This window comes from Pseudomonas sp. NPDC087336 (assembly GCF_044744285.1).
Classification (GTDB): domain Bacteria; phylum Pseudomonadota; class Gammaproteobacteria; order Pseudomonadales; family Pseudomonadaceae; genus Aquipseudomonas.
Genome location: NZ_JBIUYA010000017.1, coordinates 63,298 through 89,129, shown reverse-complemented (window position 1 = coordinate 89,129; position 25,832 = coordinate 63,298). Strand labels below are relative to the sequence as shown.

Sequence of the window (25,832 nt, the reverse complement as noted above, 5' to 3'; positions counted from 1 at the left end):
ATTTAAGGGTGGCCAAACGATGCCATTCATAGCGAAATGATGGCATAGGATACACAAGTGTAAAGATGGCTAGAAAAGAAGATACTTCGAGCAGAAAGGCGAAAATGAACGATGAAGCCGCACAAAAATGGCGGATTAAATAGGATTCCCGGGATTATTTATTTTGGAGCCTTGCGTTAGGAATCCATTCCTTTATGGGAAACAGAGGGTGAATAATTTCCCTCGCCCCAAACAGGTTGTCGCTGGAGTTGACGTCGATTTCAATTCTTCTTCACGACCGTCGTGGGCACCATTGGTCCTGACCATCGAGAGCAACCTTCCTGAGTCGGTCAATGATGGCACATGAGGTTCGAAAACGAACATAGCAGCGAGCAGCACCGGCAGGCCGTACATCATCGCTTGGTGTCCGGCCCTATCAGCGCACTAGAGCTGACTCTAGACGCGCGCCTCACAGCACGTCCTAACGGCGTGCTACGGGAAACAATTGCGACGGCTGCGCTTTATCAGCCGAGAGCACGGGTAGGCCCTCACAGTTAAGGAGTCCTCGCATCATGAACTTAGACATCACCAACAAATCCAGCGCATCTGCCTCCATCCTCATCGAGACCAGGCAGATCACTTCAAACATGGAAAAAGCTGACGGCCTACCAGGCCTGCGCTGTTTCCTCTCGACGGCATGGGATCTGCAGCACGACTGCCCCATCGACCAGCGTATTACCTATGATGGAACGTTGGCCAAGGCAACGATCCAGTCGCCAGAAATGCTGACAAACTCCCCTAGCGGATCTAATTGTAAAGCGAGCCGCTGCCATCTCAGGCGCTGGTACCAGTTCCAAGGCGTCCGCCATGAAATATTGATCATTCGCAATGGCTGCGTCTGGTTGCGGCCAGTTGAATCGAAGCCATCCGCGGAGCGGCGGGTGGCGGCCCCGACCGAGGTTCGACAAGAGCCGGCCCCAATCCACTTTCTGCATAAGTCCTATGCGTCTCTTACGCAACAGCCATCCGCAATTCAACGTCTCGTGGGCTATTACGCCGAGTCGATGTACTGCGGCCGAGGCTTGAAAAAGGCTGAAGCGAGCCGGCGGATGCAGTCGGAAATTCAGATTATGAATCTCTCTCGTCGGCGTGATGACCAGCTGAAAATTCCGCCTCAAAAGACAATGTGCTTGTTCATCGACGAGTACCTTACCCGTGCACTGTCCGATGGGCTCGCTGCCAGGCGCTCGATGGTGAAAATGTTCTCAGGTGTAAGCAGTAAGCCACTAGATCGGCCAGTAATCCACACGGCAGAGCAGTCAACGCCCAAACTTGAACCGTAGCGGCCATAAGCGTGCGCATTGCGACGGCGCGAACATCAGCTACTGCGAACTACCGAAATAGCACTACCTCCACCGTTATTCGTTCAGGGCGACATAATGACTACACCCAGTCGATGACGGTGGTAGGCCAACTACCTGATTACGGAGAACATAAATGAAAGTCTTGCGACCGTCCACGCGCCATAACAGCCGACATGAACAAAGTGGCGGCAATGCATAGAGGAGCGAGCGTCCACCCGAATGTCGGCGGCAAAGACTGAACATTTGCATGAAGGTCGCCGCTCTCAGAGGCTCCTGCTGATCGCCGCCGGCACGTTCACCGTGCGGTGACCACACCAATAATTCCCGTTAGGGCTCGGCGCTCACAACATCCAACGGCGCAGAGGGGCACACGTTCACGCGCATCTTTGACCTAGTCAAAGCGAGCGCCTTGCTGCGTCGACAAAACGCCGCTTAGGTAGCCGTCATTGTTCGATTCACTCATACGAGAGGAGACGAAAAATGTTCGCAGCATGCCGTCATCTTACAGAGCGACTTACCCGTTCGCCGTTAAGCAAAGGGCGTCCAGGCAGTCGCGTTACGTTTTTTCCATCGCAAAAAAATGGAGGTCCCGTCGCTTGCGGCAATCTGCAGCAAGCTGGCTACTGCGTCCTCATGGAGTACCAACCGGAAGTTCGTTCCTATCAATGCCGACCTCCAACTTTGCGCCGCGGCGATGTGCGCTACAAGGCCGACTTTCTTGTGTTTTTGAACAACGGCAGGGAGGTTTACCACAAGTTTCAACCGCCACCTGAAGCATTTAGCGCCGGCCAGAAACAAGCCGTCGAAACCATGCTTGTTGATAACGGCCTGTTTTTTCATTGGCTGATGCCCGAAGACTTGCCTCATCCCTTGGTCCATACCAATTTGCGCTTTCTCTATCACCACGGTTTTGGCAGCTCCCGACATGCTGTCTCTAGGGTGCGCAAACAGGTTCTAGCGCAGCCTGAGCGACAGATGTCGTTCAAGGCACTTCTGGCAAGTGGCGCAATACCCACTGATATCAGTCATGCCATTTTCCTTGATGAACTGAGGATCGATCTCGAACAACGCATCACATTAGAAACCATGATTTATGGAGGACATGATGGACATTGTTAAATTCAAGATCGGCGAACACTACCGCTATCGCGGTCAGCCTTTTCAGATTGTCGATTTACAGGGTGAGTGCGTACAACTGCGCGCCATCGAGGGACGAAAGATCGTACTGCGCCAGACTCAGGAGATTCTGCTTCGGGCGATGAGGCGGGGAGATTTTATCAAAGATCAAGAGGCTCCCATCGAAAAGGAGGCGGGAAAAATTATCTCGGGGCTTTGCAAATCAGTCGCCACCGTATTCGATCGACACGTGCAATACGTGGATCCGCTGATGAAGGAGCTCCATGGACACATGCCAGCGCGGCGCGCCCAATCTATCATCAACGCAGTGGCGAAACAGATCAGAGATGTCAGCCCGCCTAGCCTGAGTCTCGCGCGCAGTTGGATCCGAGGTTATTGCAAGTCCGGATACAGCTACCTCTCTCTTATTCCCAAGCGAAAACAGAAAGCAAAACATCGCCTTGACCTTCAACCTTGGGAAATTCAACAGATCATCAAACCGCTGGTGAAAGAATTTTATCTGAAGTCAGAACCCGCCTGCAAAACTGAAGTAATCGATGCCATCGTCGAAGAGCTGGAAGCCTTCAACGCGGGCAGGCCTGAACACGACCGTTTGAAGATACCTTCGGCATCGACCCTCAATCGGATACTTCGGGAGTTGGATGACTATGAAACGAACCAAGCACAGCACGGAAATAAGTCTGCCCAGAAACGGCACGGTTGGACGCGCAAAAGGCCACGGTTAGGCCGGTTGTTCGAATTGGTCGAAGCTGACACTCAGGAGATGCACGTTATGGTAGTGGATGCCCACGGCGAGGTGATAGGTCGCCCCTACCTGACGCTCTTCCTGGAGGTCTATACGCGAATGCCCTATGCGTGGAGCATCGGTTTTAATCCCCCTTCTTTGGACACTACGCTTCAGGCACTCAAGCAGTCATTGTCCAGCGATAACGCCTATGGCGGCGTCGCCGTAAGGTACGTGTTCGACAGCGGGCCAGAGTTCATAGCGCAGAATCTTCGGCGAATCATCGCCATGCTCGGGGGTGAAGTTTGCTACTGCGAGCCGGCCACGGGCAATCAAAAACCACACGTGGAAGCTTTTTTCGGTGTCTGGTCGAAGGAGATCGCCCATGCGATGCCTGGTACGACCTTCTCGGATATTGCAGCGAGGGGTGATTACAACTCGGAAAAAGAAGCGCGTCTCACCATAGAAGAGGTCAGGGATGCTTTCGGACGCTGGGTGAACGACGTTTATTGTGAACGTGTGCATAGCAGCCTAAACACCACTCCTCGACTGGCGTGGGAGGCAGCTCGCTCGCCCATGTTTCCCCCACGGCGCTTTTCGCTTTCTGAACTGAACCAAACTTTCTTGTGCGCATTCGAAGCATCTGCGCAACAAGGACGCGTGCGGTATAAGTCGCTGTTTTGGACGGGACCAGCGGTATCATATCTGGCCAATCGGCAACCCCACGTGGACAAACTCCGCGTCTACTACGACCCAAGTGACCTGGGCCATGCGTGGGCCTGCCATCCCAGCTATCCCGATGACCTCCTAGAACTCCAAGCAGTCGATCCTGATTACCAGGAAGGTCTCACTATGCACTTGCATCAATTGACGGTTAAGCGCTTGCGGGCCAATCGCCAAACATTTGACTCCAGCAAGGCTCGAAAAGCCCGAGTGGCGCTGCTTCGAGAATTGGCCAAGGTAAAAACCCCGGCGCAGCGACGTCGACTACAGCAAGCGGCGGAAAAAGGTTCGCTTCAAAAATCACGTAAACGACTAGCCAAGGTAAAAGCAATCAAACCTCGAGCCCAAGAGGGTCACAACTTTAACGGCGACACGCCCGATGAGTATTCGTCCGCGGACGTATGAAGCCATGAATCTCTGGAGGCCATCGTCCGCAATCTTCATCGCAAACTCGCGCGACCAGGCTCAAGGAAAAATATTGGCGGCCATTGAATGGAAGAAACTTCATGGAAGTTTTAAAGCCGCATTCATTTGATCAATCGATACAAATGATGGCGCCAGTAACGTAGGGCTGCTGAATGCGGCCCTAGTGTTGGGGGATCTTCCAGCATCCGTCGCTCCGCCTGCTCAGTTCATCCATTAGAACTGAGAAAAACGAGGTGCATTGCCATGAAAACCAGCATCAAACAAATCGTCAGGACGTTCAAAACCAAGATTGTGTTCCATCCGCGCTATCGGCAGGCGTGCTCGCAAATCCAAGACGCAATTGAAGACACTGAAGCGCTAGGTGAACCGGTCTGCGCCCTCCTGTGTGGGCCAAGCGGCACAGGAAAGTCCACTCTCTGCAATTACATTCGAAATTATTACAGCGGTGACTCGGTGATTCGCCGTGAAGACGGTACTTACGAGAATTTGCCTGCCTTTTATTGTGAGGTCCCCTCTCCCGCGACTGTCAAGGGGTTGATCACAAACATGCTTCGTCTCCTGATCAACGAAACGCCTAATGGCACCATAGAAAAACTTACCCACCAGTTAATCACTTGTCTGAAAACCGCTCAAGTGAAAATCATCTTACTCGATGAGATTCAACGCCTCTGTTTCAATACAGTCTCGGAAAAAGTAAGGTTAGATGCCTTGCAATGGATTGTCTCTTTGCTTAATGGTGTCGGAATTCCCGTGATCCTTTCGGGTACAGAACTGTGTCGTGATATTAGGCGCGAGGATGCAGCGCTGGAAAACAGATACCCATACCTCGCGGAGTTGTCACACTTCACTTATGAGGCAGCAAACGATTCTGAACTCTTTGCAACACTACGACATCTTGACCAAGCGATGTATGAAATTGCAAGCCTTGAGAAGGGTGTCCATCTTAACGACCCAACCATTGCTGCACCACTTTTCGTAGCAAGTCGAGGCAATTTAAAGAGAATGCGTTTGGTTATTAATTACGCACTCAAGACGTGTTTGCGCAGAGCGGGCGGGATGGAATTAATGGCAAGTGATTTTTTTACAGCTTGCCAGTGTATAGACCTGCCGAATAACTTGTCAACTGGCAACCCTTTCGCAATGTCCTACGACGATTCCTTAAAGCTTATTTTGGACTATCAGGAGTCTGATGATGACGAAATTACTGTTCATCCCTAGTCCACTGCCGGAAGAGAGCCCAACCAGTATGCTCAAGCGTATGGCTGTCAAACATGGATGCGGCAATTATACAGACCTACAGGGTATTATAGGTCGAACCAACATCTTTGCCTCACTCCTTAGTCGCTCGCACCCCGTCATTCAATCCATTGCAGGACGGGCCGGTGCCGCAGACGAAGAATTTCTTAGTGGGTTCTATGAACCAGTGGAGGCACGGCGTGACATTCCGCCGTTGAAAATTAATGGCATCACTGTCAATTCCGATATAATACGAAAAAGCGGAGCAGCATTTTGCTCCGACTGCTGGGCAGAGGGCCATGAGCACTACATTAAAGACCTCAAGTTTTGCAGTTACTGCCCCTACCACTTGAGAAAATACCTGTTCAAATGCCCTAAATGCCAATTGAACCTTCATTGGCATACCCCCTTTGAAGCGCAATGTAGATGCGAGCATTTACTGATATCGCCGCCTTGCACTTCGGACGAAGTCAAAATTGAACAGAAACTGCTCTGTATCTTTAGAGCGGGAGCTGCTGATGATTTCAGTAAATTCATGAATCACCTGAACCGCTTGGGATATCGTCTAGAATCTCCTGCTGAGTGCCCAGCGAATCGGTGCCTAATGTCTATGGCACTGGCCTTGTTCGAGAAAGACATGACGTCAATGCTAGCCTGCCTGCGCAACCTGAGTGCATTATACCCTGAAATACCCAAGCGCATCATCGCGGCTAAACTTTCATTGTTTAACGATGTTAAGGTACAACAATGCGCACGTGAGTTCGTGAGCGATAACGCATTTTGGGCAAGTCCAGATGATGCAGAGATGGAACGGATACCCATTCACCAATTTTCACTGACGCGACGCCAGATTCTCGCGTGGCTTAAGTTGACAGGGCAAAACTGGACAAAACTGCGGAGCCTGATGAATATGCGGTCAGAAAAAGGTCGATATACCTGGAGGCGAGCACAAAAAATATCGAAAAAAGTTCTTTCCATTAGACTTCACAACGAATTCAGGAAAAAGATAATACCCATTAACGGATTTTCGAAAAAAGAACTTCAGAAAGAGCTGCAGATTAGCGCAAGAGCAATATCTGACGCTGTTAATGAGAAAATTATAACTCTAAAAAAAAGACAACGTCGAAAGTACTTTTCCAAACCAGACATAGAGCAATTTTCGGATAATTACGTTTCAATCAACCAACTCTCGTCGCAAACCGGCATTCCCCTCTTACAAATCCGAAAAGCTATAAAACAGTTAGAAATAACGCCACTTAACTTTAAAAGTCGAGTACTGCGCTCTTCCCTCATGAGCACGAAAACCAGTCTTGTTGTGATTGAATGGTGCAAAAACAATGTCCCGTGCACTCCAAAGAAACAAAGGTGCCCCTCCCGCATGCTAGAACTTTACACTAGTAAGGAACCGGAGGATTGGCTTCCCACCGCTGCGGCGTCGACATACCTTAAAATATGTATACGTGTAGTACGTCACCTGATCAAATCTAAAATCCTAGTAGATGTTCAGCGGAAGGGACCTGGAGGGGGTTACTGCATTTCAATAAAAGATCTCGATAATTTCAAGTCCCGATACATGAGCGCGGCCGAGGCCAGAAAACTATTAGGTTGTCGGCGTGCCATGACTATCAAAACATTACACCGCATCGGAATAAAACCCTGGACCGGCCCAGGCATTGACAATAATCCTTCGACATTTTACTTGAGAGAGAAAATTTTAGCCTATATTAGTGCTAGAGAGCGGCTGGTTAGTGAAGAAAAAATTGGTTATACCAGGTTGGAAACTTGTAAGAAACTGCACTTAAATCACTGCACCATTCCGGTTCTACTCAAAAAAGAAGTTCTGCACCGTGTGAATTTAAAGTGCGGAGGGCGCGTCTTGATCAACGCTAGCGATGTCGATAGTTTTTATTATCGTTACGCCAAACTAACTACAATCGGACAATGGTTGAAAATTTCAAAATTTTGTGCGCGGCGACTTCTGGCGTACTTTTCAATAAGCCCCATATGCGGCGCACCTCTAGACACAGCTCCAGATTATCTATTCTCGATCGATGAGATTTTACAACATTTCCCCATTCCAACTGGCAAATCAGATAATAACAGAAATCATTATCGCGACACCCCTTTTGCAAATGTTACAGAATTAATGGCCAAATACGAAATTAGCGCCATTTCTTTTGGCGCACTATTCATAAATTCAGGATTCACCAAACCAATTCAACTGGGCCCTACCAGGTACCTCCTTAGCCATGACATCTTGAAAGTCGAAAAAATTCTAAAAAAATACTATACAATCCCTCAAGCAGACAGTTATTTGGGAGGAACACAAATCACTAGACGCTTATTAAAACTTAGAGACCTTGTCGCTTCCTACCCATTAAAAACTCCACACAAACATCCAATGATTAAAAAAACAGAATTGCACGACTACGCCGCCCGGCATGACTACTTGTAAACTTTACGACGCGCTACATCTATCCCCGCAATCAAAATCCCCGAGCGACAACTAATTAACGTCGCTATCCTTCGCCGCCGTCCTCCATATTCAGAAAAGTCTTAAAAATGCTCGCCGATTTTGGCATCATCACCTTAAAATCCAACATATTTTGACATTTTGCTTCCAGCTCATTCTGACAAAACCAGCAAAATCAAAGGTCGATTTGATGGCCCATATTGAAAAACGGGGAACCCTCGCACTGAAAAAACAAAGCCCTGCGCCTGCAGGGCTTTTTTTCAATGATGGCACTAAAGACAAACCAGCCCGGTACTTTCCAGGCAACTTTGTGCTTAATCCTTTTGGCTATCTAACACTATCGGCACGGGCATGAAATCGGTGCCCATTGAAGCTTTCAACTAAAGTTTCAAGCCGTTACGTGCTGCCTCTATTTCGTTTTGACTGGCCTTATAAGCTTCGGCCTGCCCGGCGTAGGAAAGTACGTAGGCCTTATCGGCATCCACGGCGGCAACCAATGTTTGAGACAGCACATGCCGCCCGTTTTGCGTGATGGTGCAGGTGGTTTCCAGTGCCGGCAAGCGACTCAAGGTGGTTGAGTGAATGCGGTTGCAGACACTTTGATAGCCACCCTGGAAAAAGTCTTTCTGCACCGACTTGCGCATTTCCAGCAACACCGCTTCCAGGTTCACCTGATGACCGCTTTGCACCCGGGTCATGGTCAATTCCATCACCATCAAGGGCTCGCCTTGCGCATCGTTCTTGACCGCACGCTGGCGACTGACACCGGAGCCGGCCTCGCCCTGGGCAATGGCTTCGACCTGCCAGCCCGGCGGCCACTCCACCACTGGCTCATCGGCGTGGGCCTGGGCAAACACTGAAAGCACACCACTCAAGATCATCAACGACCTGCACAATCGAATCATTGCCATCAACACCCAGCCAGTTAGCCCTGAAGTTTGATCTTCGGCCGGCGGCCAGGCAATAGCAGACGCTTTGGGTTTGGTGATGTCGCCCCCCATGCGTATCATTGTCGTCATTCGTTAGCCCCATTTATTTTCTGGAGGGCCCATGAGCCTGCAAGAACTGAATACCTTCCCCGGTGTGACCGCACAGCCTGACACCGCCACCCAGAACTTCGTCTTCAACCACACCATGCTGCGGGTCAAGGACATCACCAAGTCCCTGGACTTCTACACGCGCGTCCTCGGCTTCTCGCTGGTGGAGAAACGCGATTTTCCGGAAGCACAATTCAGCCTGTACTTCCTCGCCCTGGTCGACAAGAACCAGATTCCGGCCGATGCCGCGCAGCGTACGCAGTGGATGAAATCGATCCCCGGCATTCTCGAACTGACCCATAACCACGGCACCGAGAACGACGCGGACTTCGCCTATCACAACGGCAATACCGACCCGCGCGGGTTCGGCCACATCTGCATTTCCGTGCCGGATATCGTCGCCGCGTGCGAGCGCTTCGAAGCCCTGGGCTGCGACTTCCAGAAGCGCCTGAACGATGGGCGCATGAAGAGCCTGGCGTTCATCAAGGACCCGGATGCCTACTGGGTCGAAATCATCCAGCCAGCCCCACTGTAATGATCGTTCCCACGCTCTGCGTCACGCTTTTGGGACGCAGAGCGTCCCGGGCTGCATTCCCACGCAGAGCGTCACTAGTGTCCGATAAAAACCAAAGGGGGAGCTTGCTCCCCCTTGCTGTTGGCGATCATCAGCCATAATCAGACTTTTCGGACTCGATTTTGACTCATGTTCGCCAGCACCCGCTTAGCCCATCTACTCAGTGCGATCCCGCGTCAGTTCTTTCGGCAATCCACCGAAAGGCACCAAGCTGATCGCTACGTCAAACGCTGCACGTCTTGGCAGTTGTTGGTCACCCTGATCAGCGGCCATGTCACCCAAGCCTTGAGCCTGCGGTCTCTGGCGACTTTTTCCGAAACGCTAGGGCCGCATAGCTACCATCTCAAAGCCGGCTCTGTTGCCCGGTCGACCCTGTCGGATGCCTTGAACAAGCGTGACTACCGGCCCTTTCAGGACCTCTGCGAGTTGCTGTTGCGCGGCATCAGCCGCCAGCATCAGAAAGAAGTTGGCGCCGTTGTTAGCCTGATTGATTCCACTTCAATCACCCTGCGTGGCCCCCAATTCGACGATTGGACCGCTGCGACGAAAACCCGCATCACCCAAGGCCTCAAGGTGCATGTGGGGCTGGATCTGGCGCAACTGGCCCCGGTGTACGTGAACATTACGCCGGCCAACGTCAACGACCTGAGCGATGCCCTGAAAATGCCGATTCAACCCGGCATGACGTATGTCTTTGATAAGGGCTACTGCGATTACAACTGGTGGTACCAGTTACAGACCAAAGGGGCTTTTTTCGTTACCCGTTTGAAGAAAAACGCCAATGTCAGAGTGTTGCACGAGCACTCGAACGCCACCGAGCATAGCTCCGTCATGGCGGATGAAGTCGTCCAGTTTGGCAAAAAACGTCTGGCCGGGAAGCGCCTGAATGACTACCTGGAAACACCGGTAAGACGCGTTGTGGTTGAGCGTGAGGAGCATGCCACCCCGTTAATCCTGGTGACCAACGACTTCACGAGAACCGCCGAGGAAATTGCAGCCCTGTACAAAGATCGCTGGAAGATCGAGCTATTTTTCAAGTGGATCAAGCAACACCTGAAACTCAAACGCTTCTATGCCTTCTCTGAAAACGCAGTGCGCCTGCAAATTTACAGTGCCTTGATCAGCTACCTGTTATTGCAACTTTTCCACCGTCGCTCAGCATTCACCGGCTCGTTGTTCGAATTCACGGTTCGCATCGCTCATGTCCTGCATGAGCGATCCGCTCCCTCAGAAGTGGCGGATCGACGAAGGCAAAAGCGAGAAAAGCTGAAGGCTGCCCAAGGCAGCCTTCAGCTATGAAACATGTTTACCGGACACTAGTGACGCAGAGCGTGGGAACGATCAGTGTAAAGCGGAAAAAAAACCCATGATCATTCATGGGTTTTTTGTTTTCAGCGTCCGCTATTACGCCGGGGCCGAGGTGCGGATCAGGTGGTCGAATGCGCTCAGGGAAGCCTTGGCGCCCTCGCCCACCGCGATCACGATCTGCTTGTACGGCACGGTGGTCACGTCGCCGGCAGCGAACACACCAGGCACAGAGGTTTCGCCACGAGCATCGACGATGATCTCGCCACGCGGTGTCAGCTCGATGGTGCCCTTGAGCCAATCGGTGTTGGGCAACAGACCGATCTGCACGAAGATCCCTTCCAGTTCCACGCTGCGCAATTCGTCACTCTGGCGATCCTTGTAGCGCAGGCCGTTGACCTTCTGCCCGTCACCCGTCACTTCAGTGGTTTGCGCACGGGTGATCACGGTCACGTTCGGCAGGCTGTGCAACTTGCGCTGCAACACCGCATCGGCACGCAGCTGTACATCGAACTCCAGCAGCGTGACATGGGACACGATACCGGCCAGGTCGATGGCCGCCTCGACGCCGGAGTTACCGCCGCCAATCACCGCCACGCGCTTGCCTTTGAACAACGGGCCGTCGCAGTGCGGGCAGTACGCCACGCCCTTGTTGCGATATTCCTGCTCACCCGGCACGTTCATTTCACGCCACCGCGCACCGGTGGCCAGGATCACCGTTTTGGCTTTGAGTTTCGCGCCGCTGGCGAAGTGCACTTCGTGCAGCTCGCCGGCTTTGCCTGGCAGCAATTTGTCGGCGCGCTGCAGGTTCATGATGTCCACGTCGTACTGCTTGACGTGTTCCTCCAGGGCGACCGCCAGTTTCGGCCCTTCGGTTTCCTGCACGGAGATGAAGTTTTCAATGGCCATGGTGTCCAGCACCTGACCACCAAAACGCTCAGCCGCGACACCGGTGCGAATGCCTTTGCGAGCGGCATAAATCGCCGCCGAAGCACCGGCCGGGCCACCGCCGACCACCAGCACGTCAAAGGCCTCCTTGGCGCTGATCTTCTCGGCCTGGCGCTCGATGCCGCTGGTGTCGATTTTGGCGAGGATTTCTTCCAGGCCCATGCGGCCCTGGCCGAAGTTCACACCGTTGAGGTAGATGCTCGGTACCGCCATGATCTGGCGCTCATCGACTTCTGCCTGGAACAGCGCGCCGTCGATGGCGACGTGGCGGATGTTGGGGTTCAGGACCGCCATCAGGTTCAACGCCTGGACCACGTCCGGGCAGTTCTGGCAGGACAGCGAGAAATAAGTCTCGAAGCTGAACTCGCCCTTGAGCGAGCGAATCTGTTCGATCACTTCGACACTGGCTTTGGAGGGGTGGCCGCCGACTTGCAGCAAGGCCAGCACCAGGGAGGTGAATTCGTGGCCCATCGGGATGCCGGCGAAACGCAGGCTGATATCCGCTCCCGGGCGGTTGATCGAGAACGATGGCTTGCGTGCGTCATCACCGTTGTCGAGTAAGGTAATCTGGGTGGAAAGACTGGCAACGTCTTTCAACAGTTCGAGCATTTCCCGGGATTTCGCACCGTCGTCGAGGGAGGCTACGATCTCGATCGGCTGGGTGACCCGTTCCAGGTACGACTTCAACTGGGCTTTAAGATTGGCGTCCAACATACGGGCGATTTCCTTTTACTTGAGACGAAAAAAAACGCCCGAGCGAATCTCGCCCGGGCGTTTTTATTGGGCGGTGCAACTTACTGAGTAGGTGCGGAGTTCCGCCCTGGGAAGCGTGTCACGGACTTAGATCTTACCGACCAGGTCGAGGGACGGCGCCAGAGTGGCCTCGCCTTCTTTCCACTTGGCTGGGCAAACCTGGCCCGGGTGTGCAGCAACGTACTGGGCAGCCTTGATCTTGCGCAGCAGCTCGGAAGCGTCACGGCCTACACCGCCGTCGTTCAGTTCAACGATCTTGATCTGGCCTTCAGGGTTGATCACGAAGGTGCCACGGTCAGCCAGGCCAGCTTCTTCGATCAGCACGTCGAAGTTGCGGGAGATGGCGTGGGTCGGGTCGCCGATCATGGTGTACTGGATCTTGCCGATGGCTGGCGACGTGTTGTGCCAGGCAGCGTGGGCGAAGTGGGTGTCGGTGGAAACGCTGTAGATCTCGACGCCCAGCTTCTGGAAGGCGTCGTAGTTGTCAGCCAGGTCTTCCAGTTCGGTCGGGCAGACGAAGGTGAAGTCGGCCGGGTAGAAGAACACCACGGACCACTTGCCCTTGAGGTCAGCGTCCGAGACTTTTACGAAGTCGCCATTTTTGAATGCGTCAGCTTTGAACGGTTTAACTTGGCTGTTGATGATAGGCATCGTTGACTCTCCGTCAGGGGTTAAGAAGTTGATGGAGAGAACTTTACCCACTCGACGGACGGTTGGCTCATTGGCAAACCTGATGCTGCTGATTGGCTTTCGCTATTAACCAACAGTATTGATAGAAGAAAACCGAATTTACATTCGCAAATGCTAGAATCTGCTTTTTCGTGGTACGTACCACACAGCAGAAATCGCAGGAGATTCCATGGCCCGTGGCGGCGTGAACAAACAGGTGGTGCAAGCGGCTCGATTGGCGATCCTTGCCCGTGGCGAAAACCCCAGCATCGATGCCGTACGGATCGAGATGGGCAATACCGGTTCGAAAACCACGATCCATCGCTATATGAAGGAGCTCGATGACAGCACCCCGGGTGCTGACGAAGCGCCGCCCGAGCCGATCGACGAAGAGCTGTTGGCCCTGGTAACGCGCCTGGCGCAGCGCCTCAAAGAGCAGGCGCAGGAACCCATTGACCAGGCCCGCGAGGAGTATGAGCAACAACGCAAGGCACTGGAAACGCAGTTGCAGCAAGCCGAACAAGCCAATACACAATTGCAGCAGCACTACGAATTGCAGAGCCTGGCACTGACCCAGGAATCCGAGGCACTGCAAAGCACACTGGCTCTGCTGCAGGGCGAACAAACCCGCAATGCCGGGCTGGCTCAGGCACTGGCTGATTTCGAACTACGCCTGCAGGACAAGGACGAGCAGATTCGCTCGCTCGAAGAGAAACACCTGCACAGCCGTGACGCCCTGGAGCACTACCGCAATACGATCAACGAGCAGCGCGAGCAAGAGCAGAGCCGCCACGAAAACCAAGTGCAGCAACTGCAGATGGAGGTGCGCCAGGCACAACAAAGCGCCTTGGTCCGCCAGGACGAAATCACCCAACTGCACCGCGACAACGAACGCCTGCTGACCGAGAACCGCGGCACACAGCGTGAGCTGAGTCTGTTGCAAGAACAGCTCAAGCAAAGCAACGCCCGCCAGGATCAACTGTTCGACCAGGCCAATCGTGTCGACAGCGACCGCACCCTCCTCCAGGAACGCCTGCGCGTGGCCATGCTGGAAAGCCAGGCACTCAAACAGAGCGTCGAGGAGCAAGCGCAGGTCAACAGGTCCCTGGAAATGGAACTGCAGAAAACCCGGGCAGACCTCGAAAAAAGCCTACGCCTGGTCGCTGCCAACACAGCAGCGCCAGACGTCGCCAAAGTCGATTAAGCGCCAACCGGCGTCCGCAGGGTGACGAACTCTTCGGCGGCCGTCGGATGCACACCGATGGTTTCGTCGAAGTGGCGTTTGGTGGCACCGGCCTTCAAGGCGATGGCCAGGCCCTGGACGATTTCGCCAGCCTCCGGACCGACCATGTGGCAACCCAGCACCTTGTCGGTCTGGGCGTCCACCACCAGCTTCATCAGCGTGCGCTCCTGGCATTCGGTCAGGGTCAGCTTCATCGGCCGGAAGCGGCTTTCGAAGATCTGCACCTCGTGGCCGGCTTCGCGCGCTTCTTCCTCGGTCAGGCCGACCGTGCCGATGTTGGGCAGACTGAACACCGCCGTCGGGATCATCTTGTAATCCACCGGGCGATACTGCTCAGGCTGGAACAAGCGTCGCGCCACCGCCATGCCTTCGGCCAGCGCCACCGGCGTCAGCTGCACCCGACCGATCACATCGCCCAGGGCCAGGATCGACGGCTCGGCCGTCTGGTACAGGTCATCCACCTCGACGAAACCTTTGTTGTCGAGCTTCACCCCGGTGTTTTCCAGCCCGAGATTGTCCAGCATCGGACGTCGACCGGTGGCGTAGAAGACGCAGTCGGCCTCCAGCTGACGGCCGTCCTTGAGTGTTACTTTCAGGCTGCCATCGGCCTGCTTGTCGATGCGTTCGATGTCGGCATTGAATTGCAGGTCCATGCCGCGCTTGGTCAGTTCTTCCTGCAAATGCTTGCGCACCGAACCGTCGAAGCCACGCAGGAACAGTTCGCCGCGATACAACAGCGTTGTCTGCGCGCCCAGGCCATGGAAGATTCCGGCGAATTCGACGGCGATGTAACCACCGCCCACTACCAGCACACGCTTGGGCAGCGCCTTGAGGAAAAACGCCTGGTTGGAGCTGATCGCGTGCTCGTGCCCCGGAATCTCGGGAATCTGCGGCCAGCCACCGGTAGCGATCAGGATGTTTTTAGCCGTATGGCGCTCGCCATTGATCTGGACGGTATGCGGGTCGACGATCTTGGCGTGGCCTTCGTGTAGCGTCACGCCGCTGTTGACCAGCAGGTTGCGGTAAATGCCGTTGAGGCGATTGATCTCACGATCCTTGTTGGCAATCAGCGTCGCCCAGTCGAACTGCGCTTCATCCAGGCTCCAGCCAAAACCCGACGCCTGCTCGAAGTCCTCGGCGAAATGCGCACCGTAGACCAGCAATTTTTTCGGCACACAACCGACGTTCACACAGGTGCCGCCCAGGTAGCGACTCTCGGCCACCGCCACTTTCGCACCAAAGCCGGCCGCAAACCGTGCCGCCCGCACACCGCCAGAACCGGCGCCAATCACATAAAGGTCAAAATCGTAGGCCATTTTCAATCTCCTCGGCAGGTGAACAGCATACCTGCGGGCGGCCGATGAGCAAGCGTTGTGCTGAAATGCCCGGGTCGAGCGGGTCACCCACGAAACCAAACCGATTCCACCTTCGAATGCCCTTCCCGCCTGCGATATCAATTCCCTTGCTTGATCACCCGACATGCCTGCAGCCACATGATAGGCGCCAGACAGCGTCTCACACTCTGGGCCCAGCGCGGCTAAACCGGCGTCCTGCCGGTTTCCCCACTGCGCAATGCCTGCGTTCGGCCATCGTGGTTAACGGGGCACCCAGATCAAAAGCAAAAGCGAGGCGGCCTGACAGTCGACCTGATTTCAAGTGAACACGTGATCGTTCCCACGCGCCGCAAAGGAATGCATCCTGTGACGCTCCGCGTCACCGTTGCGCAGGGCTCACGTCATGCGTCGACAGCGGAACGCGGAGCGTCCCTGGCGGCATTCCTTTGCGGCGCGTGGGAACGATCACATCACGGACAACCTATATCGAGAGGCTTCGTTCCGGTTCTGCGCAGTGGGCCCACGGAGCAGGACCGGAGCGAGGGCATGTCGAGCCACAGCGAGGCACCGAACGCCAGGGGCAAGAGCCCTTGGTTACTTGGGGCTTTTCCAAGTGACTCGCTGTAAGAGCGAAACCATAAGTGGCCGTTACCGGAGGAATGGATATGTACTCAGTCAACAAGATCCAGGTCGGCTGTCAGGCCGCCATCGCTGGCAAGCCAGCTCCCACAGTAGATCGGGTTCAGCCGCGAGAGATGGGCCCTCTGTCAGGACGCCTTCGCCCTGGCTACAGTAAAGCAGGCGCTTTTTTAGCGTGCACAAAAGCAAACGCCCCGATCAAATCGGGGCGTTTGTCTAGGCCTTCATCAGCATGATTACATGCTTGAGAAGATCGCTTTCAATACAAGCAGCTCAAGCGCTATCAGTAAGCCTTGCCCGTCTTGTAGAAGTTCTCGAAGCAGAAGTTGGTCGCGTCGATATAGCCTTCAGCGCCGCCGCAGTCGAAACGCTTGCCCTTGAACTTGTAGGCCATCACGCAGCCGTTCTGGGCCTGTTTCATCAGGGCGTCGGTGATCTGGATTTCGCCACCCTTGCCTGGCTCGGTCTGTTCGATCAGGTCGAAGATGTCCGGGGTCAGGATGTAGCGACCGATGATGGCCAGGTTCGACGGCGCATCTTCAGGTTTTGGTTTTTCCACCATGCTGTGCACGCGGTAGATGTCGTCGCGGATCATCTCGCCGGCGATCACGCCGTACTTGTTGGTCTCTTGCGGATCGACTTCCTGGATGGCCACGATCGAGCAGCGGAACTGCTTGTACAGCTTGACCATCTGGGTCAGTACGCCGTCGCCTTCGAGGTTGACGCACAGGTCGTCCGCCAGTACCACGGCGAAGGGTTCGTCGCCGATCAGCGGACGGCCGGTCAGGATCGCGTGACCCAGGCCTTTCATTTCAGTCTGGCGGGTGTAGGAGAACGAGCAGTTGTCGAGCAGCTTGCGGATGCCGACCAGGTACTTTTCCTTGTCGGTGCCCTTGATCTGGTTTTCCAGCTCGTAGCTGATGTCGAAATGGTCTTCCAGGGCGCGCTTGCCACGACCGGTGACGATGGAGATTTCCGTCAACCCGGCGTCCAGGGCTTCTTCGACGCCGTACTGGATCAGTGGCTTGTTTACCACCGGCAGCATTTCCTTGGGCATGGCTTTGGTCGCTGGCAGGAAGCGAGTGCCGTAACCGGCTGCTGGAAACAAGCATTTCTTGATCATAAAAGTCCTTGAAAGGGCTGTGTGTACGAGTTTCGGCGCAGTCTAATCAGGCGGCGTACACCTTACAATGCCCCGCGCTGGCTAACCGATGCCATCATAGAGAAATATTCTCGCCGTTAGTTCCGCAGCAAGCACCGCGAATGGATCAGCAGCCTGTTATTGATAGCAGAGTCCGCCAGGTTTGCACGCCAAGTCAACCCATGGGCAAGCGCACCAACCCGCGCCCATCGGCACCCGAACGGTGCATTTGGCGGTATCATGGCGCCATTGAACCAGCCAGCGAGGCAAATAGATGTCAGAAGCAAAAAGCGTCAACGGGTACTTGATCAACAAGGCCAAAGACGGCCAGTGGTGGGTAGCTGGCGTTGGCGGCGAGAATATTGCCGGACCTTTCCCGTCCGAAGCCATGGCTGTCGAAGTGGCATCGGTGTTGCAACTGGAGCACCCGGCACCCAAACGACGGGGCAAGGACAAGAACTGATCCACGCCTGACGCCCTGCCTTGGTGCAGGGCTTTTTTTGCGAATACCGGCAAGAAGTGGCCTTTGGCTATAACCTTTTGCCAACCGCGCTGTCACAGGCTTTGCCCCTCATCCTGACGACGACAACGACATGACCAAATTTTTGCCGCTGATTGCGGTTCTGGCCCTCAGTGGCTGCGCCACTTCCGAAACCACTTACCTGAACAATGGCGAACAAGGCCTGGCCATCGACTGTTCCGGCGAAGCCAATTCCTGGGCGAGTTGTTACGAAAAAGCCGATGCGTCCTGCGCCGGCACAGGCTACCGGATCGTTGGCACCGACGGTTCACCCGCCCCCGAGGAAAGCGACAAGACCCTGGGCGTCGACGTTGGCAACTACAAGAACCGTAGCGTGGTAGTGGTCTGCAAATAGGGCATGGTGCCTACATGTGAATTTCCGCGAACTTGATCCCCAGGCTGCGTACGGTCTCGACCAACTCGTCGAGACTGCTGAAGGACTCGACTTCGTCGCTTTCGTCCACCAGGAAAAAACTGCGCCCGGCGCTTTTCTTGAAAAACACGATCCACTCCCCCGGATTCGCCGGGTTCTGAATCACATGGGTGGCGCAGATTTGGCCCTCTGCGTGCCGCTCCCTTACCCGCTCTCGCTTCATGTTCGACTCCAGAAATGACAATGCCGCCAAAGGGTCGCTTTGACGGCATTGGTTGACGCTCGACAGTCTATCAGCCGGAAATGCACGCCGTGGCGGCATCGCGTACATCGAAGGGGCGTAACGGCACGTTGGAGATGCGCTCATGCAGCTTGATGCTGCTGCCGCCGGAGCGCTCCTCGATATCGAACACCGCGGCCGGCCCCGAGGAAAGCTTCTGCGGCACGATCACCCGTACCCCGTCTTTCTGCTCCTCGATCTGAAGCGCGCCACGGCTGTCGGCGAGTTTTTCGCTCAGGCACTGCGCATACTCATGGGGCTTCTTGCCTGAAATCACATTCATGGTCGGCAGCGTCTGGTTGATGTCCGAGACACTTGCACACCCACTGACTGCCAAGACCCACGGCAAGCCCAACATGCCCCACTTCATATGAAACCTCCGTTAAAGACCCTCCGACAGCTCAAACACGGGTTTTCTCCGAGCCTCAGCGCTTTTTTCTTTCACGGTGTGCGTAATATCCGGTTTTTATTGTCAAACCGGGCCCGGACAGCCGGATAATAACGCCCCGGGGCTGATAAACTGCGCCAATCGCCCATGCTATCGTTTTGATTTTGTAGAAAAAGCCCTTCTGGAGGCGCCCCATGAAATTTATCCACCAGCGCGAGCACCTCAACGAAGACGACATCGTCGTCATTCAATGCTCGCAAACGTGCAACATTCGCTTGATGAACGACGCCAACTTCCGCAGCTTCAAGAATGGCGGTCGTCACACCTATCACGGCGGCGCGTTCGACACCTTCCCGGCCCGCATCACGGCGCCGAGCACCGGGTTCTGGAACATCACCATCGACACGGTCAACCGCCGGCCGATCAGCGTGACGCGCAAGCCGACCCTGACCCACTCGATCAAGATCATCCGCCGCTCCAGCTCGAAACTGAGCTGAGCAGCGCCTCAATACGCAAACAGACAGGTATGACCGTGGCCCAGACGACCAAATACGTCATCAAGTACAAACTCAATGGCGAACGCCGCTTCGAATTTGCCCAGCTGGAAAACGGCACTGCAGAAGAAGCCAAAGCCGCGCTGGACGCCCTTCATGGCGGCGAAGACGTCATCAGCGACATCAGCGTCAGCAAAGCGCTGTAACGTTGCCTGGAGCGACAACATGGACGTCTGCTCCCTGCCGAGATTCGACCGCAAGTGTCGGAGTGTTTACATTCGTCAAGCCCCTTAGTCTCGCCACCTGAATCACCGGAGGGCCGAGTACACGTATTTTGATACGCTTGGAATCATCTTTCACGACGCATCATGAGCACCATGAACCCAACCACCCTGGACCTGTTTGCCGACGCCGAGCCCGAGCAAGCGCGCCGACGCGAGCAGATCGGTGAACAGTCCTTTGTTCTCAGAGGCTTTGCCCTGCCCTGGCTTGCGCGTTTGCTGCCAGCTCTGGAGGCCGTGCTGACCGCCGCACCGTTTCGGCAAATGGTCACCCCCGGCGGCTTCACCATGTCGGTGGCCCTGAGCAGTTGCGGCACATGGGGCTGGACCACCGATCGCAGCGGTTATCGCTACACCCGCGACGATCCCCGGACCGGCCTGCCCTGGCCACCCATGCCCGAAGTATTTTTCCAACTGGCGCAGGCGGCGGCACGGGAGGCGGGATTTGCCGATTTCGTGCCGGATTCCTGCCTGATCAATCGCTATGTGCCCGGGGCGAAAATGTCCCTGCATCAGGACAAGGACGAAAAATCCTACACTGCCCCTATCGTTTCGGTATCCCTGGGGTTGCCCGCGACGTTCCTGTTCGGCGGCTTCGCGCGCAGCGACAAAAGCCAGCGGGTACCGTTGTTGCATGGCGACGTCGTGGTCTGGGGCGGCGTGGATCGCTTGCGTTATCACGGCGTCCTGCCGATCAAGGATGGCCAACACACACGCCTGGGCGAACAGCGGATCAACTTCACTTTTCGGGCTGCGCAGTGAGGACCTGGAGTTTGACCGCAAGCGCCGGAGTGTAGCTGTACGGGCCGGTGGTTAATCTGCGGCAAACGGGTCAACGGATGCAAAGCCATGACAAGCCAATCGACAACAAGCAGCACCGAAAACGATCCACGCTGGGCCGCGGTGGTCGCCCGCGACCCACAGGCGGACGGGCAGTTCGTCTATGCGGTGAAAACCACCGGGATCTACTGCAACCCCAGCAGCCTCTCGCGCTTGCCGAAACCGCAGAACGTCGAATTTTTCGACAGCGCCGAGCTTGCCCAGGCCGCGGGTTATCGTCCAAGCAAGCGCGCGGCGAAGGATCACAGTGCCGTCGCCGCGCAACATGCCGCCACCGTGGCCGCCGCATGCCGCCAGATCGAAACCGCCGAAGCGCTGCCCGCGCTGAATGAGCTTGCGCAAGCGGCAGGCCTGAGCAGTTTTCATTTCCATCGGGTGTTCAAGTCTGTGACCGGCCTGACACCCAAAGGCTATGCCGCGGCCCATCGTTCGCGCCGAATGCGCGAGCGACTGGCCGATGGCCGCTCGGTCACCGATGCGCTGTATGCTGCCGGCTTCAATTCCAACAGCCGCTTCTACGAGGCGGCGGATCAGGTGCTGGGGATGAAACCCACTGATTACCGTGGCGCGGGGCAAAACAATGACATTCGTTTTGCGGTTGGCCAGTGTTCACTCGGCGCAATTGTGGTGGCGCAAAGCGCGCGTGGGGTCTGCGCGATTCTGCTGGGTGATGATCCGCAGCAACTGGTCTGCGACCTGCAGGACAAGTTTCGTCGCGCCACGCTGATCGGTGCCGACCAGGCCTTCGAACAATTGATCGCCAGAGTCGTGGGCTTCATCGAAGCCCCGGCCCTGGGCCTGGACTTGCCCCTGGATGTGCGCGGCACAGCGTTTCAGGAGCGGGTTTGGCAAGCCCTGCGGGAGATACCCGCCGGCAGCACCGCCAGCTACGCCGATATTGCCCAGCGCATCGGCAACCCCAAAGCTGTACGCGCCGTAGCACAAGCCTGTGGCGCCAACAGCCTGGCAGTCGCCATCCCCTGTCACCGCGTGGTGCGCAGCGACGGCAATCTGTCGGGGTATCGCTGGGGCGTGGAACGTAAGCGGCAATTGCTGGAGCGGGAGAAGCCCTGACATCGAGAGATGCCGCGCGCCCTGTAGGAGCCGGCTTGCCAGCGAAGGCGCCCGAAAGATCATTGCAAAATTCAACAACGCCTTCGCTGGCAAGCCAGCGCCTACAATGTTGTGTGCCGGGCTTTGATCCGTGTTCAGCGATTCACATCCACCACCACCCGCCCCCGCAACTGCCCAGCCAACAGCCGCGGCGCAGCCTCAATCGCTTCACTCAAACCGATTTCATGGCTGATCAGCGGTAACAAGTCGAAGTCCAGGTCCTTGGCCAAACGCCCCCAGGCCTCCACACGCCTGGCTTTAGGTTGAGTCACACTGTTAATCCCCGCCAGAGTCACGCCGCGCAGAATAAAGGGCGCGACGGACGCCGGAAAGTCCATGCCCTGTGCCAGACCACAGGCGGCGACGGTGCCTTCGGATTTGGTACTGGCACAGGCGTTGGCCAGGGTGTGGCTACCCACGGAGTCGATGACCGCCGCCCAACGTTCCTTGGCCAGGGGCTTGCCGGGCTCGGACAAGGTGGCACGGTCGATGATTTCGCTGGCCCCCAGTTGCTTGAGGTATTCGTGCTCCGACAGACGACCGGTGGAAGCGACCACCCGATAACCGAGCTTGCTCAACAACGCGATGGCGAAGCTGCCCACACCGCCGTTGGCCCCGGTGACCAGAACCTCGCCTTGGTCGGGCGTCACACCGTTGCGTTCCAGCGCCATGATGCACAGCATCGCCGTGTAGCCTGCCGTGCCGATGGCCATGGCCTGGGCTTCAGTGAATGCCTCGGGCAGCGCAATCAGCCACTCGCCCTTGAGCCGCGCTTTCTGCGCCAGGCCACCCCAATGCCCTTCGCCCACGCCCCAGCCATTGAGCAGGACTTTGTCACCGACCTTGTAGTCCGGATGCCCACTGGCTTCAACGGTCCCCGCCAGGTCGATCCCCGGCACCATCGGGAATTTGCGCACCACCGGGCTGCTGCCGGTGATCGCCAGGCCGTCCTTGAAATTCAGCGTGCTGTACGCCACACGCACCGTTACATCGCCCTCGGGCAGCTGGTCTTCATTGATCTGTTGCAGTGTGGCCTGGTAACCGCTTTCGTTTTTATCGATCAGAATACCTTGGAACATTGCTGCCTCCTGGTGAGATCACCTGTTGTGGTGTGAATTAAATACCACATCGCAAAAAAATACCGTACTCCACTTTAAGCCAATATGATGAACCGCTATCAATGACGGAGAACATCTGAAATGAGCCAATGGCCAGATACGCGCATTCTTGACCTGCTCGGGATCGAACTGCCGATCATCCAGGCCCCCATGGCCGGCGCCACCACCGCGGCCATGGTCATTGCGGCGAGCAACGCCGGCGGCCTCGGCTCTATGCCCGCTGCGATGCTGAGCGTCGAACAGTTGCGTGAAGCCCTCAAGGACATTCGCCAACACAGCCAGCGCCCGATCAACGTCAACTTCTTTTGCCATCAACCGCCGGCGGTCGACGAGCAACGTGCCCAGGACTGGAAGAACTTGCTGCAGCCCTATTATCGCGAACTGGGAGCGGACTTCGATGCGCCGACACCGGTGTCCAATCGCGCGCCGTTCGATCAGGCCGCCTGCGAAGTGGTGGAAGAGTTGCGACCAGAGGTGGTGAGTTTTCACTTTGGCTTGCCGGAAAAATCCCTGCTGGATCGGGTCAAGGCCACTGGAGCAAAAGTGCTGTCCTCGGCCACCACGGTCGAAGAAGCCATCTGGCTCGAGCAGCATGGCTGCGACGCGATCATCGCCATGGGTTATGAAGCGGGCGGGCACCGGGGCATGTTTCTCAGTGATGACCTGAGCAGCCAAGTCGGCACCTTCGCCCTGGTGCCCCAAGTGGTCGATGCCGTGAACGTGCCGGTGATTGCCGCCGGCGGCATTGCCGATGCGCGGGGAGTGGCGGCGGCGTTCATGTTGGGTGCATCGGCGGTGCAAGTGGGCACGGCGTACCTGTTCACGCCAGAGGCCAAGGTCAGCGCCTCGCATCACCAGGCATTGCGGACCGCCAGGGAAAGCGAGACCGCGCTCACCAACATTTTCACCGGTCGCCCGGCACGGGGGATTCTCAATCGGGTGATGCGCGAGCTGGGACCGATGAGCAGCCAGGCACCGCACTTCCCCCTCGCGGGCGGTGCATTGCTACCGTTGCGCGCCAAAGACGAGGCAGACTTCAGCAACCTCTGGGCCGGACAGGCGTTCACCCTGGGGGTCGAGTCGGGTACCGCAGAATTAACCCGGCGCCTGGCCGAGGAAGGGTTGGCGAAGTTGCTTGCGCGCTGAGCGTCGTGACGGGCAACAACGGTTGGCGCTGCAACACATTCCGTTTACCGGCATTTCGCTATATATTCCGATATATAACGATTAACCCCTCTTGCAACACTCGCCTGTGACGGAGCCGTTTCATGACCATTCGTGCCTCACGTTTTGCCCCCACCTGCCTGGCGAGCCTTCTTGCCACGTTCGCCTTCGGCTCTGCCCAGGCCGACGACGTCCAGGTCGCTGTCGCTGCCAACTTCTCCGCGCCGATCCAGGCCATCGCCGCCGATTTCGAGAAGGACACCGGGCACAAGTTGATCACGGCCTTCGGCGCAACCGGCCAGTTCTACACCCAGATCAAGAATGGCGCGCCGTTCGAAGTATTCCTCTGTGCAGACGACACCACGGCGCAAAAACTTGAAGCCGAAGGCGACACCGTCAAGGGCTCGCGCTTCACCTATGCCGTCGGCACGCTGGCGTTGTGGTCGGCCAAGGAAGGCTACGTCGATGCCAAGGGCAAAGTCCTGAGCGACAACCAGTATCAGCATCTGTCCATCGCCAACCCGAAAGCCGCGCCTTATGGCCTGGCGGCGACCCAAGTGCTGGCCAAGCAAGGCCTGACCGACAAGGTCAAGGACAAGATCGTCGAAGGCCAGAACATCACACAGGCCTACCAGTTCGTGTCCACCGGCAATGCCGAACTCGGCTTCGTTGCCTTGTCGCAGATCTACAAGGACGGCAAGATCACCAGCGGTTCGGCGTGGATCGTCCCGGCCGACCTGCACGACCCGATCAAACAAGACGCGGTGATCCTCAACAAGGGCAAGGGCAACCCGGCCGCCAAGGCACTGGTTGAGTACCTCAAGGGGCCAAAAGCCGCTGCCGTCATCAAGTCCTACGGTTACCAGATCTAAATGTCGCTATCGAGTGCCGACTTTTCCGCCATCTGGCTGACCCTGAAACTGGCGTCCCTGACGACCGTCATCCTGTTGCTGGTCGGCACTGCGCTGGCATTATGGCTCTCGCGCACCCAATCCTGGCTGCGCGGCCCGGTCGGAGCCATCGTCGCCCTGCCGCTGGTGTTGCCACCCACGGTAATCGGTTTCTATCTGTTGCTGGCGCTCGGCCCCCACGGGTTTGTCGGCCAGTTCACCCAATCCCTGGGGCTTGGCACCCTTACCTTCAGTTTTGCAGGCCTGGTGATCGGCTCGGTGCTGTATTCAATGCCGTTCGTGGTCCAGCCGCTGCAAAACGCTTTTTCCGCCATTGGTACCCGCCCGCTGGAAGTGGCCGCGACCCTGCGCGCCGGTCCCTGGGACACATTCTTCAGTGTCACTCTGCCCCTGGCCCGCCCCGGTTTCATCACCGCGACCATCCTCGGCTTTGCCCACACCGTCGGCGAATTCGGCGTGGTGCTGATGATTGGCGGCAACATCCCCGACAAGACCCGAGTGGTCTCGGTGCAGATCTACGATCATGTCGAAGCCATGGAATATGCCCAGGCCCATTGGCTGGCCGGGGTCATGCTGGTGTTCTCTTTTGCGGTGTTGCTGGCGCTGTACGGCGGCCGTAAAACCAAAGCGGGCTGGAGCTGATCG

Annotated in this window: 26 protein-coding genes; 18 read left to right on the top strand and 8 right to left on the bottom strand. The window is 56.2% G+C overall.

What is annotated here, in order from left to right:
• The first annotated feature begins 551 nt into the window (after window positions 1-551).
• The 6 genes from ACIO0C_RS18430 to ACIO0C_RS18405 all read left to right on the top strand — a co-directional run bounded on the left by ACIO0C_RS18430 (window position 552) and on the right by ACIO0C_RS18405 (window position 8,417).
• Window positions 552-1,322: a hypothetical protein gene (locus ACIO0C_RS18430; protein ID WP_401314344.1), complete on the top strand. Its 771-nt coding sequence runs from the start codon at window positions 552-554 to the stop codon at window positions 1,320-1,322.
• Window positions 1,323-1,823: 501 nt separating this feature from the next.
• Window positions 1,824-2,462, top strand: a complete 639-nt coding sequence (locus tag ACIO0C_RS18425) for a hypothetical protein (protein WP_401314342.1) — start codon at window positions 1,824-1,826, stop codon at window positions 2,460-2,462.
• Window positions 2,449-4,332: a transposase gene (locus ACIO0C_RS18420; RefSeq protein ID WP_401314340.1), complete on the top strand. Its 1,884-nt coding sequence runs from the start codon at window positions 2,449-2,451 to the stop codon at window positions 4,330-4,332. Before ACIO0C_RS18425 ends, ACIO0C_RS18420 begins: the two co-directional genes overlap by 14 nt.
• A 264-nt stretch (window positions 4,333-4,596) precedes the next feature.
• Entirely contained in the window at window positions 4,597-5,571 is a 975-nt protein-coding gene (locus ACIO0C_RS18415) for a TniB family NTP-binding protein (RefSeq protein ID WP_401314338.1), read from the top strand.
• Complete coding sequence (locus ACIO0C_RS18410; protein ID WP_401314336.1) at window positions 5,546-8,044, top strand: TniQ family protein; 2,499 nt, start codon at window positions 5,546-5,548, stop codon at window positions 8,042-8,044. Before ACIO0C_RS18415 ends, ACIO0C_RS18410 begins: the two co-directional genes overlap by 26 nt.
• A gap of 208 nt (window positions 8,045-8,252) precedes the next feature.
• Entirely contained in the window at window positions 8,253-8,417 is a 165-nt protein-coding gene (locus tag ACIO0C_RS18405) for a hypothetical protein (RefSeq protein WP_401314334.1), read from the top strand.
• A gap of 25 nt (window positions 8,418-8,442) precedes the next feature.
• On the opposite strand, the gene ACIO0C_RS18400 is transcribed toward ACIO0C_RS18405, so the two are convergent.
• Entirely contained in the window at window positions 8,443-8,967 is a 525-nt protein-coding gene (locus ACIO0C_RS18400; RefSeq protein ID WP_401314417.1) for a DUF4946 domain-containing protein, read from the bottom strand.
• A gap of 145 nt (window positions 8,968-9,112) precedes the next feature.
• Between ACIO0C_RS18400 and gloA the strand changes: the two genes are divergently transcribed.
• Together gloA and ACIO0C_RS18390 are read left to right on the top strand one after the other, a co-directional pair.
• Window positions 9,113-9,634, top strand: a complete 522-nt coding sequence (gene gloA / locus ACIO0C_RS18395) for a lactoylglutathione lyase (protein WP_401314332.1) — start codon at window positions 9,113-9,115, stop codon at window positions 9,632-9,634.
• 168 nt (window positions 9,635-9,802) lie between these two features.
• A complete protein-coding gene (locus ACIO0C_RS18390; RefSeq protein WP_401314330.1) occupies window positions 9,803-10,972 on the top strand; it encodes an IS4 family transposase in 1,170 nt (389 codons plus the stop codon).
• Window positions 10,973-11,077: 105 nt separating this feature from the next.
• Here the strand turns inward: ACIO0C_RS18390 and ahpF are convergent, their stop codons facing one another.
• Both ahpF and ahpC read right to left on the bottom strand, forming a co-directional pair.
• A complete protein-coding gene (ahpF, locus tag ACIO0C_RS18385) occupies window positions 11,078-12,640 on the bottom strand; it encodes an alkyl hydroperoxide reductase subunit F (protein WP_401314328.1) in 1,563 nt (520 codons plus the stop codon).
• Between the two features lie 126 nt (window positions 12,641-12,766).
• Window positions 12,767-13,330 carry an alkyl hydroperoxide reductase subunit C gene (gene ahpC / locus ACIO0C_RS18380; protein ID WP_007975937.1) on the bottom strand — a complete coding sequence of 188 codons (564 nt, stop codon included), beginning with the start codon at window positions 13,328-13,330 and terminating at the stop codon, window positions 12,767-12,769.
• A gap of 208 nt (window positions 13,331-13,538) precedes the next feature.
• Here ahpC and ACIO0C_RS18375 point away from each other — a divergent pair, with 208 nt between their 5' ends.
• On the top strand, window positions 13,539-14,552 hold the full coding sequence (locus ACIO0C_RS18375) for a DNA-binding protein (protein WP_401314326.1): 1,014 nt from the start codon (window positions 13,539-13,541) through the stop codon (window positions 14,550-14,552).
• Here ACIO0C_RS18375 and gorA read toward each other — a convergent pair.
• Together gorA and galU are read right to left on the bottom strand one after the other, a co-directional pair.
• Window positions 14,549-15,907, bottom strand: a complete 1,359-nt coding sequence (gene gorA, locus ACIO0C_RS18370) for a glutathione-disulfide reductase (RefSeq protein WP_401314324.1) — start codon at window positions 15,905-15,907, stop codon at window positions 14,549-14,551. The genes ACIO0C_RS18375 and gorA overlap by 4 nt on opposite strands.
• A gap of 940 nt (window positions 15,908-16,847) precedes the next feature.
• Window positions 16,848-17,687 carry a UTP--glucose-1-phosphate uridylyltransferase GalU gene (galU, locus tag ACIO0C_RS18365; protein WP_008065368.1) on the bottom strand — a complete coding sequence of 280 codons (840 nt, stop codon included), beginning with the start codon at window positions 17,685-17,687 and terminating at the stop codon, window positions 16,848-16,850.
• Window positions 17,688-17,979: 292 nt separating this feature from the next.
• Between galU and ACIO0C_RS18360 the strand changes: the two genes are divergently transcribed.
• Together ACIO0C_RS18360 and ACIO0C_RS18355 are read left to right on the top strand one after the other, a co-directional pair.
• A complete protein-coding gene (locus ACIO0C_RS18360) occupies window positions 17,980-18,168 on the top strand; it encodes a hypothetical protein (RefSeq protein WP_401314322.1) in 189 nt (62 codons plus the stop codon).
• Window positions 18,169-18,298: 130 nt separating this feature from the next.
• Window positions 18,299-18,580 carry a hypothetical protein gene (locus ACIO0C_RS18355; protein WP_401314320.1) on the top strand — a complete coding sequence of 94 codons (282 nt, stop codon included), beginning with the start codon at window positions 18,299-18,301 and terminating at the stop codon, window positions 18,578-18,580.
• 10 nt (window positions 18,581-18,590) lie between these two features.
• On the opposite strand, the gene ACIO0C_RS18350 is transcribed toward ACIO0C_RS18355, so the two are convergent.
• Both ACIO0C_RS18350 and ACIO0C_RS18345 read right to left on the bottom strand, forming a co-directional pair.
• Window positions 18,591-18,821 carry a hypothetical protein gene (locus ACIO0C_RS18350; protein ID WP_008065361.1) on the bottom strand — a complete coding sequence of 77 codons (231 nt, stop codon included), beginning with the start codon at window positions 18,819-18,821 and terminating at the stop codon, window positions 18,591-18,593.
• A 70-nt stretch (window positions 18,822-18,891) separates the two neighbouring features.
• The gene (locus ACIO0C_RS18345) at window positions 18,892-19,248 is read right to left on the bottom strand and encodes a hypothetical protein (RefSeq protein ID WP_401314318.1); all 357 of its coding nucleotides are present in this window, start codon (window positions 19,246-19,248) and stop codon (window positions 18,892-18,894) included.
• Window positions 19,249-19,460: 212 nt separating this feature from the next.
• Between ACIO0C_RS18345 and ACIO0C_RS18340 the strand changes: the two genes are divergently transcribed.
• The 4 genes from ACIO0C_RS18340 (at window position 19,461) to ada (ending at window position 21,955) form a co-directional block, all read left to right on the top strand.
• Complete coding sequence (locus ACIO0C_RS18340) at window positions 19,461-19,763, top strand: DUF1883 domain-containing protein (RefSeq protein WP_008065357.1); 303 nt, start codon at window positions 19,461-19,463, stop codon at window positions 19,761-19,763.
• A gap of 35 nt (window positions 19,764-19,798) precedes the next feature.
• Window positions 19,799-19,966, top strand: coding sequence for a hypothetical protein (locus ACIO0C_RS18335; RefSeq protein ID WP_162135948.1), 168 nt, complete (start codon window positions 19,799-19,801; stop codon window positions 19,964-19,966).
• A 171-nt stretch (window positions 19,967-20,137) separates the two neighbouring features.
• On the top strand, window positions 20,138-20,803 hold the full coding sequence (gene alkB, locus ACIO0C_RS18330) for a DNA oxidative demethylase AlkB (protein WP_401314416.1): 666 nt from the start codon (window positions 20,138-20,140) through the stop codon (window positions 20,801-20,803).
• Between the two features lie 87 nt (window positions 20,804-20,890).
• A complete protein-coding gene (gene ada / locus ACIO0C_RS18325) occupies window positions 20,891-21,955 on the top strand; it encodes a bifunctional DNA-binding transcriptional regulator/O6-methylguanine-DNA methyltransferase Ada (protein ID WP_401314316.1) in 1,065 nt (354 codons plus the stop codon).
• 134 nt (window positions 21,956-22,089) lie between these two features.
• Here ada and ACIO0C_RS18320 read toward each other — a convergent pair whose 3' ends face one another.
• Entirely contained in the window at window positions 22,090-23,073 is a 984-nt protein-coding gene (locus tag ACIO0C_RS18320; RefSeq protein WP_401314315.1) for an MDR family oxidoreductase, read from the bottom strand.
• Window positions 23,074-23,193: 120 nt separating this feature from the next.
• Here ACIO0C_RS18320 and ACIO0C_RS18315 point away from each other — a divergent pair, with 120 nt between their 5' ends.
• From ACIO0C_RS18315 to modB, 3 genes are all read left to right on the top strand, one after another.
• Window positions 23,194-24,258, top strand: a complete 1,065-nt coding sequence (locus ACIO0C_RS18315) for an NAD(P)H-dependent flavin oxidoreductase (protein WP_401314313.1) — start codon at window positions 23,194-23,196, stop codon at window positions 24,256-24,258.
• 122 nt (window positions 24,259-24,380) lie between these two features.
• Window positions 24,381-25,148 (top strand): molybdate ABC transporter substrate-binding protein, encoded by a 768-nt coding sequence (modA, locus tag ACIO0C_RS18310; RefSeq protein WP_401314312.1) that lies wholly within the window; start codon window positions 24,381-24,383, stop codon window positions 25,146-25,148.
• Window positions 25,149-25,829, top strand: coding sequence for a molybdate ABC transporter permease subunit (gene modB, locus ACIO0C_RS18305; RefSeq protein WP_401314310.1), 681 nt, complete (start codon window positions 25,149-25,151; stop codon window positions 25,827-25,829).
• Window positions 25,830-25,832 lie beyond the last annotated feature (3 nt).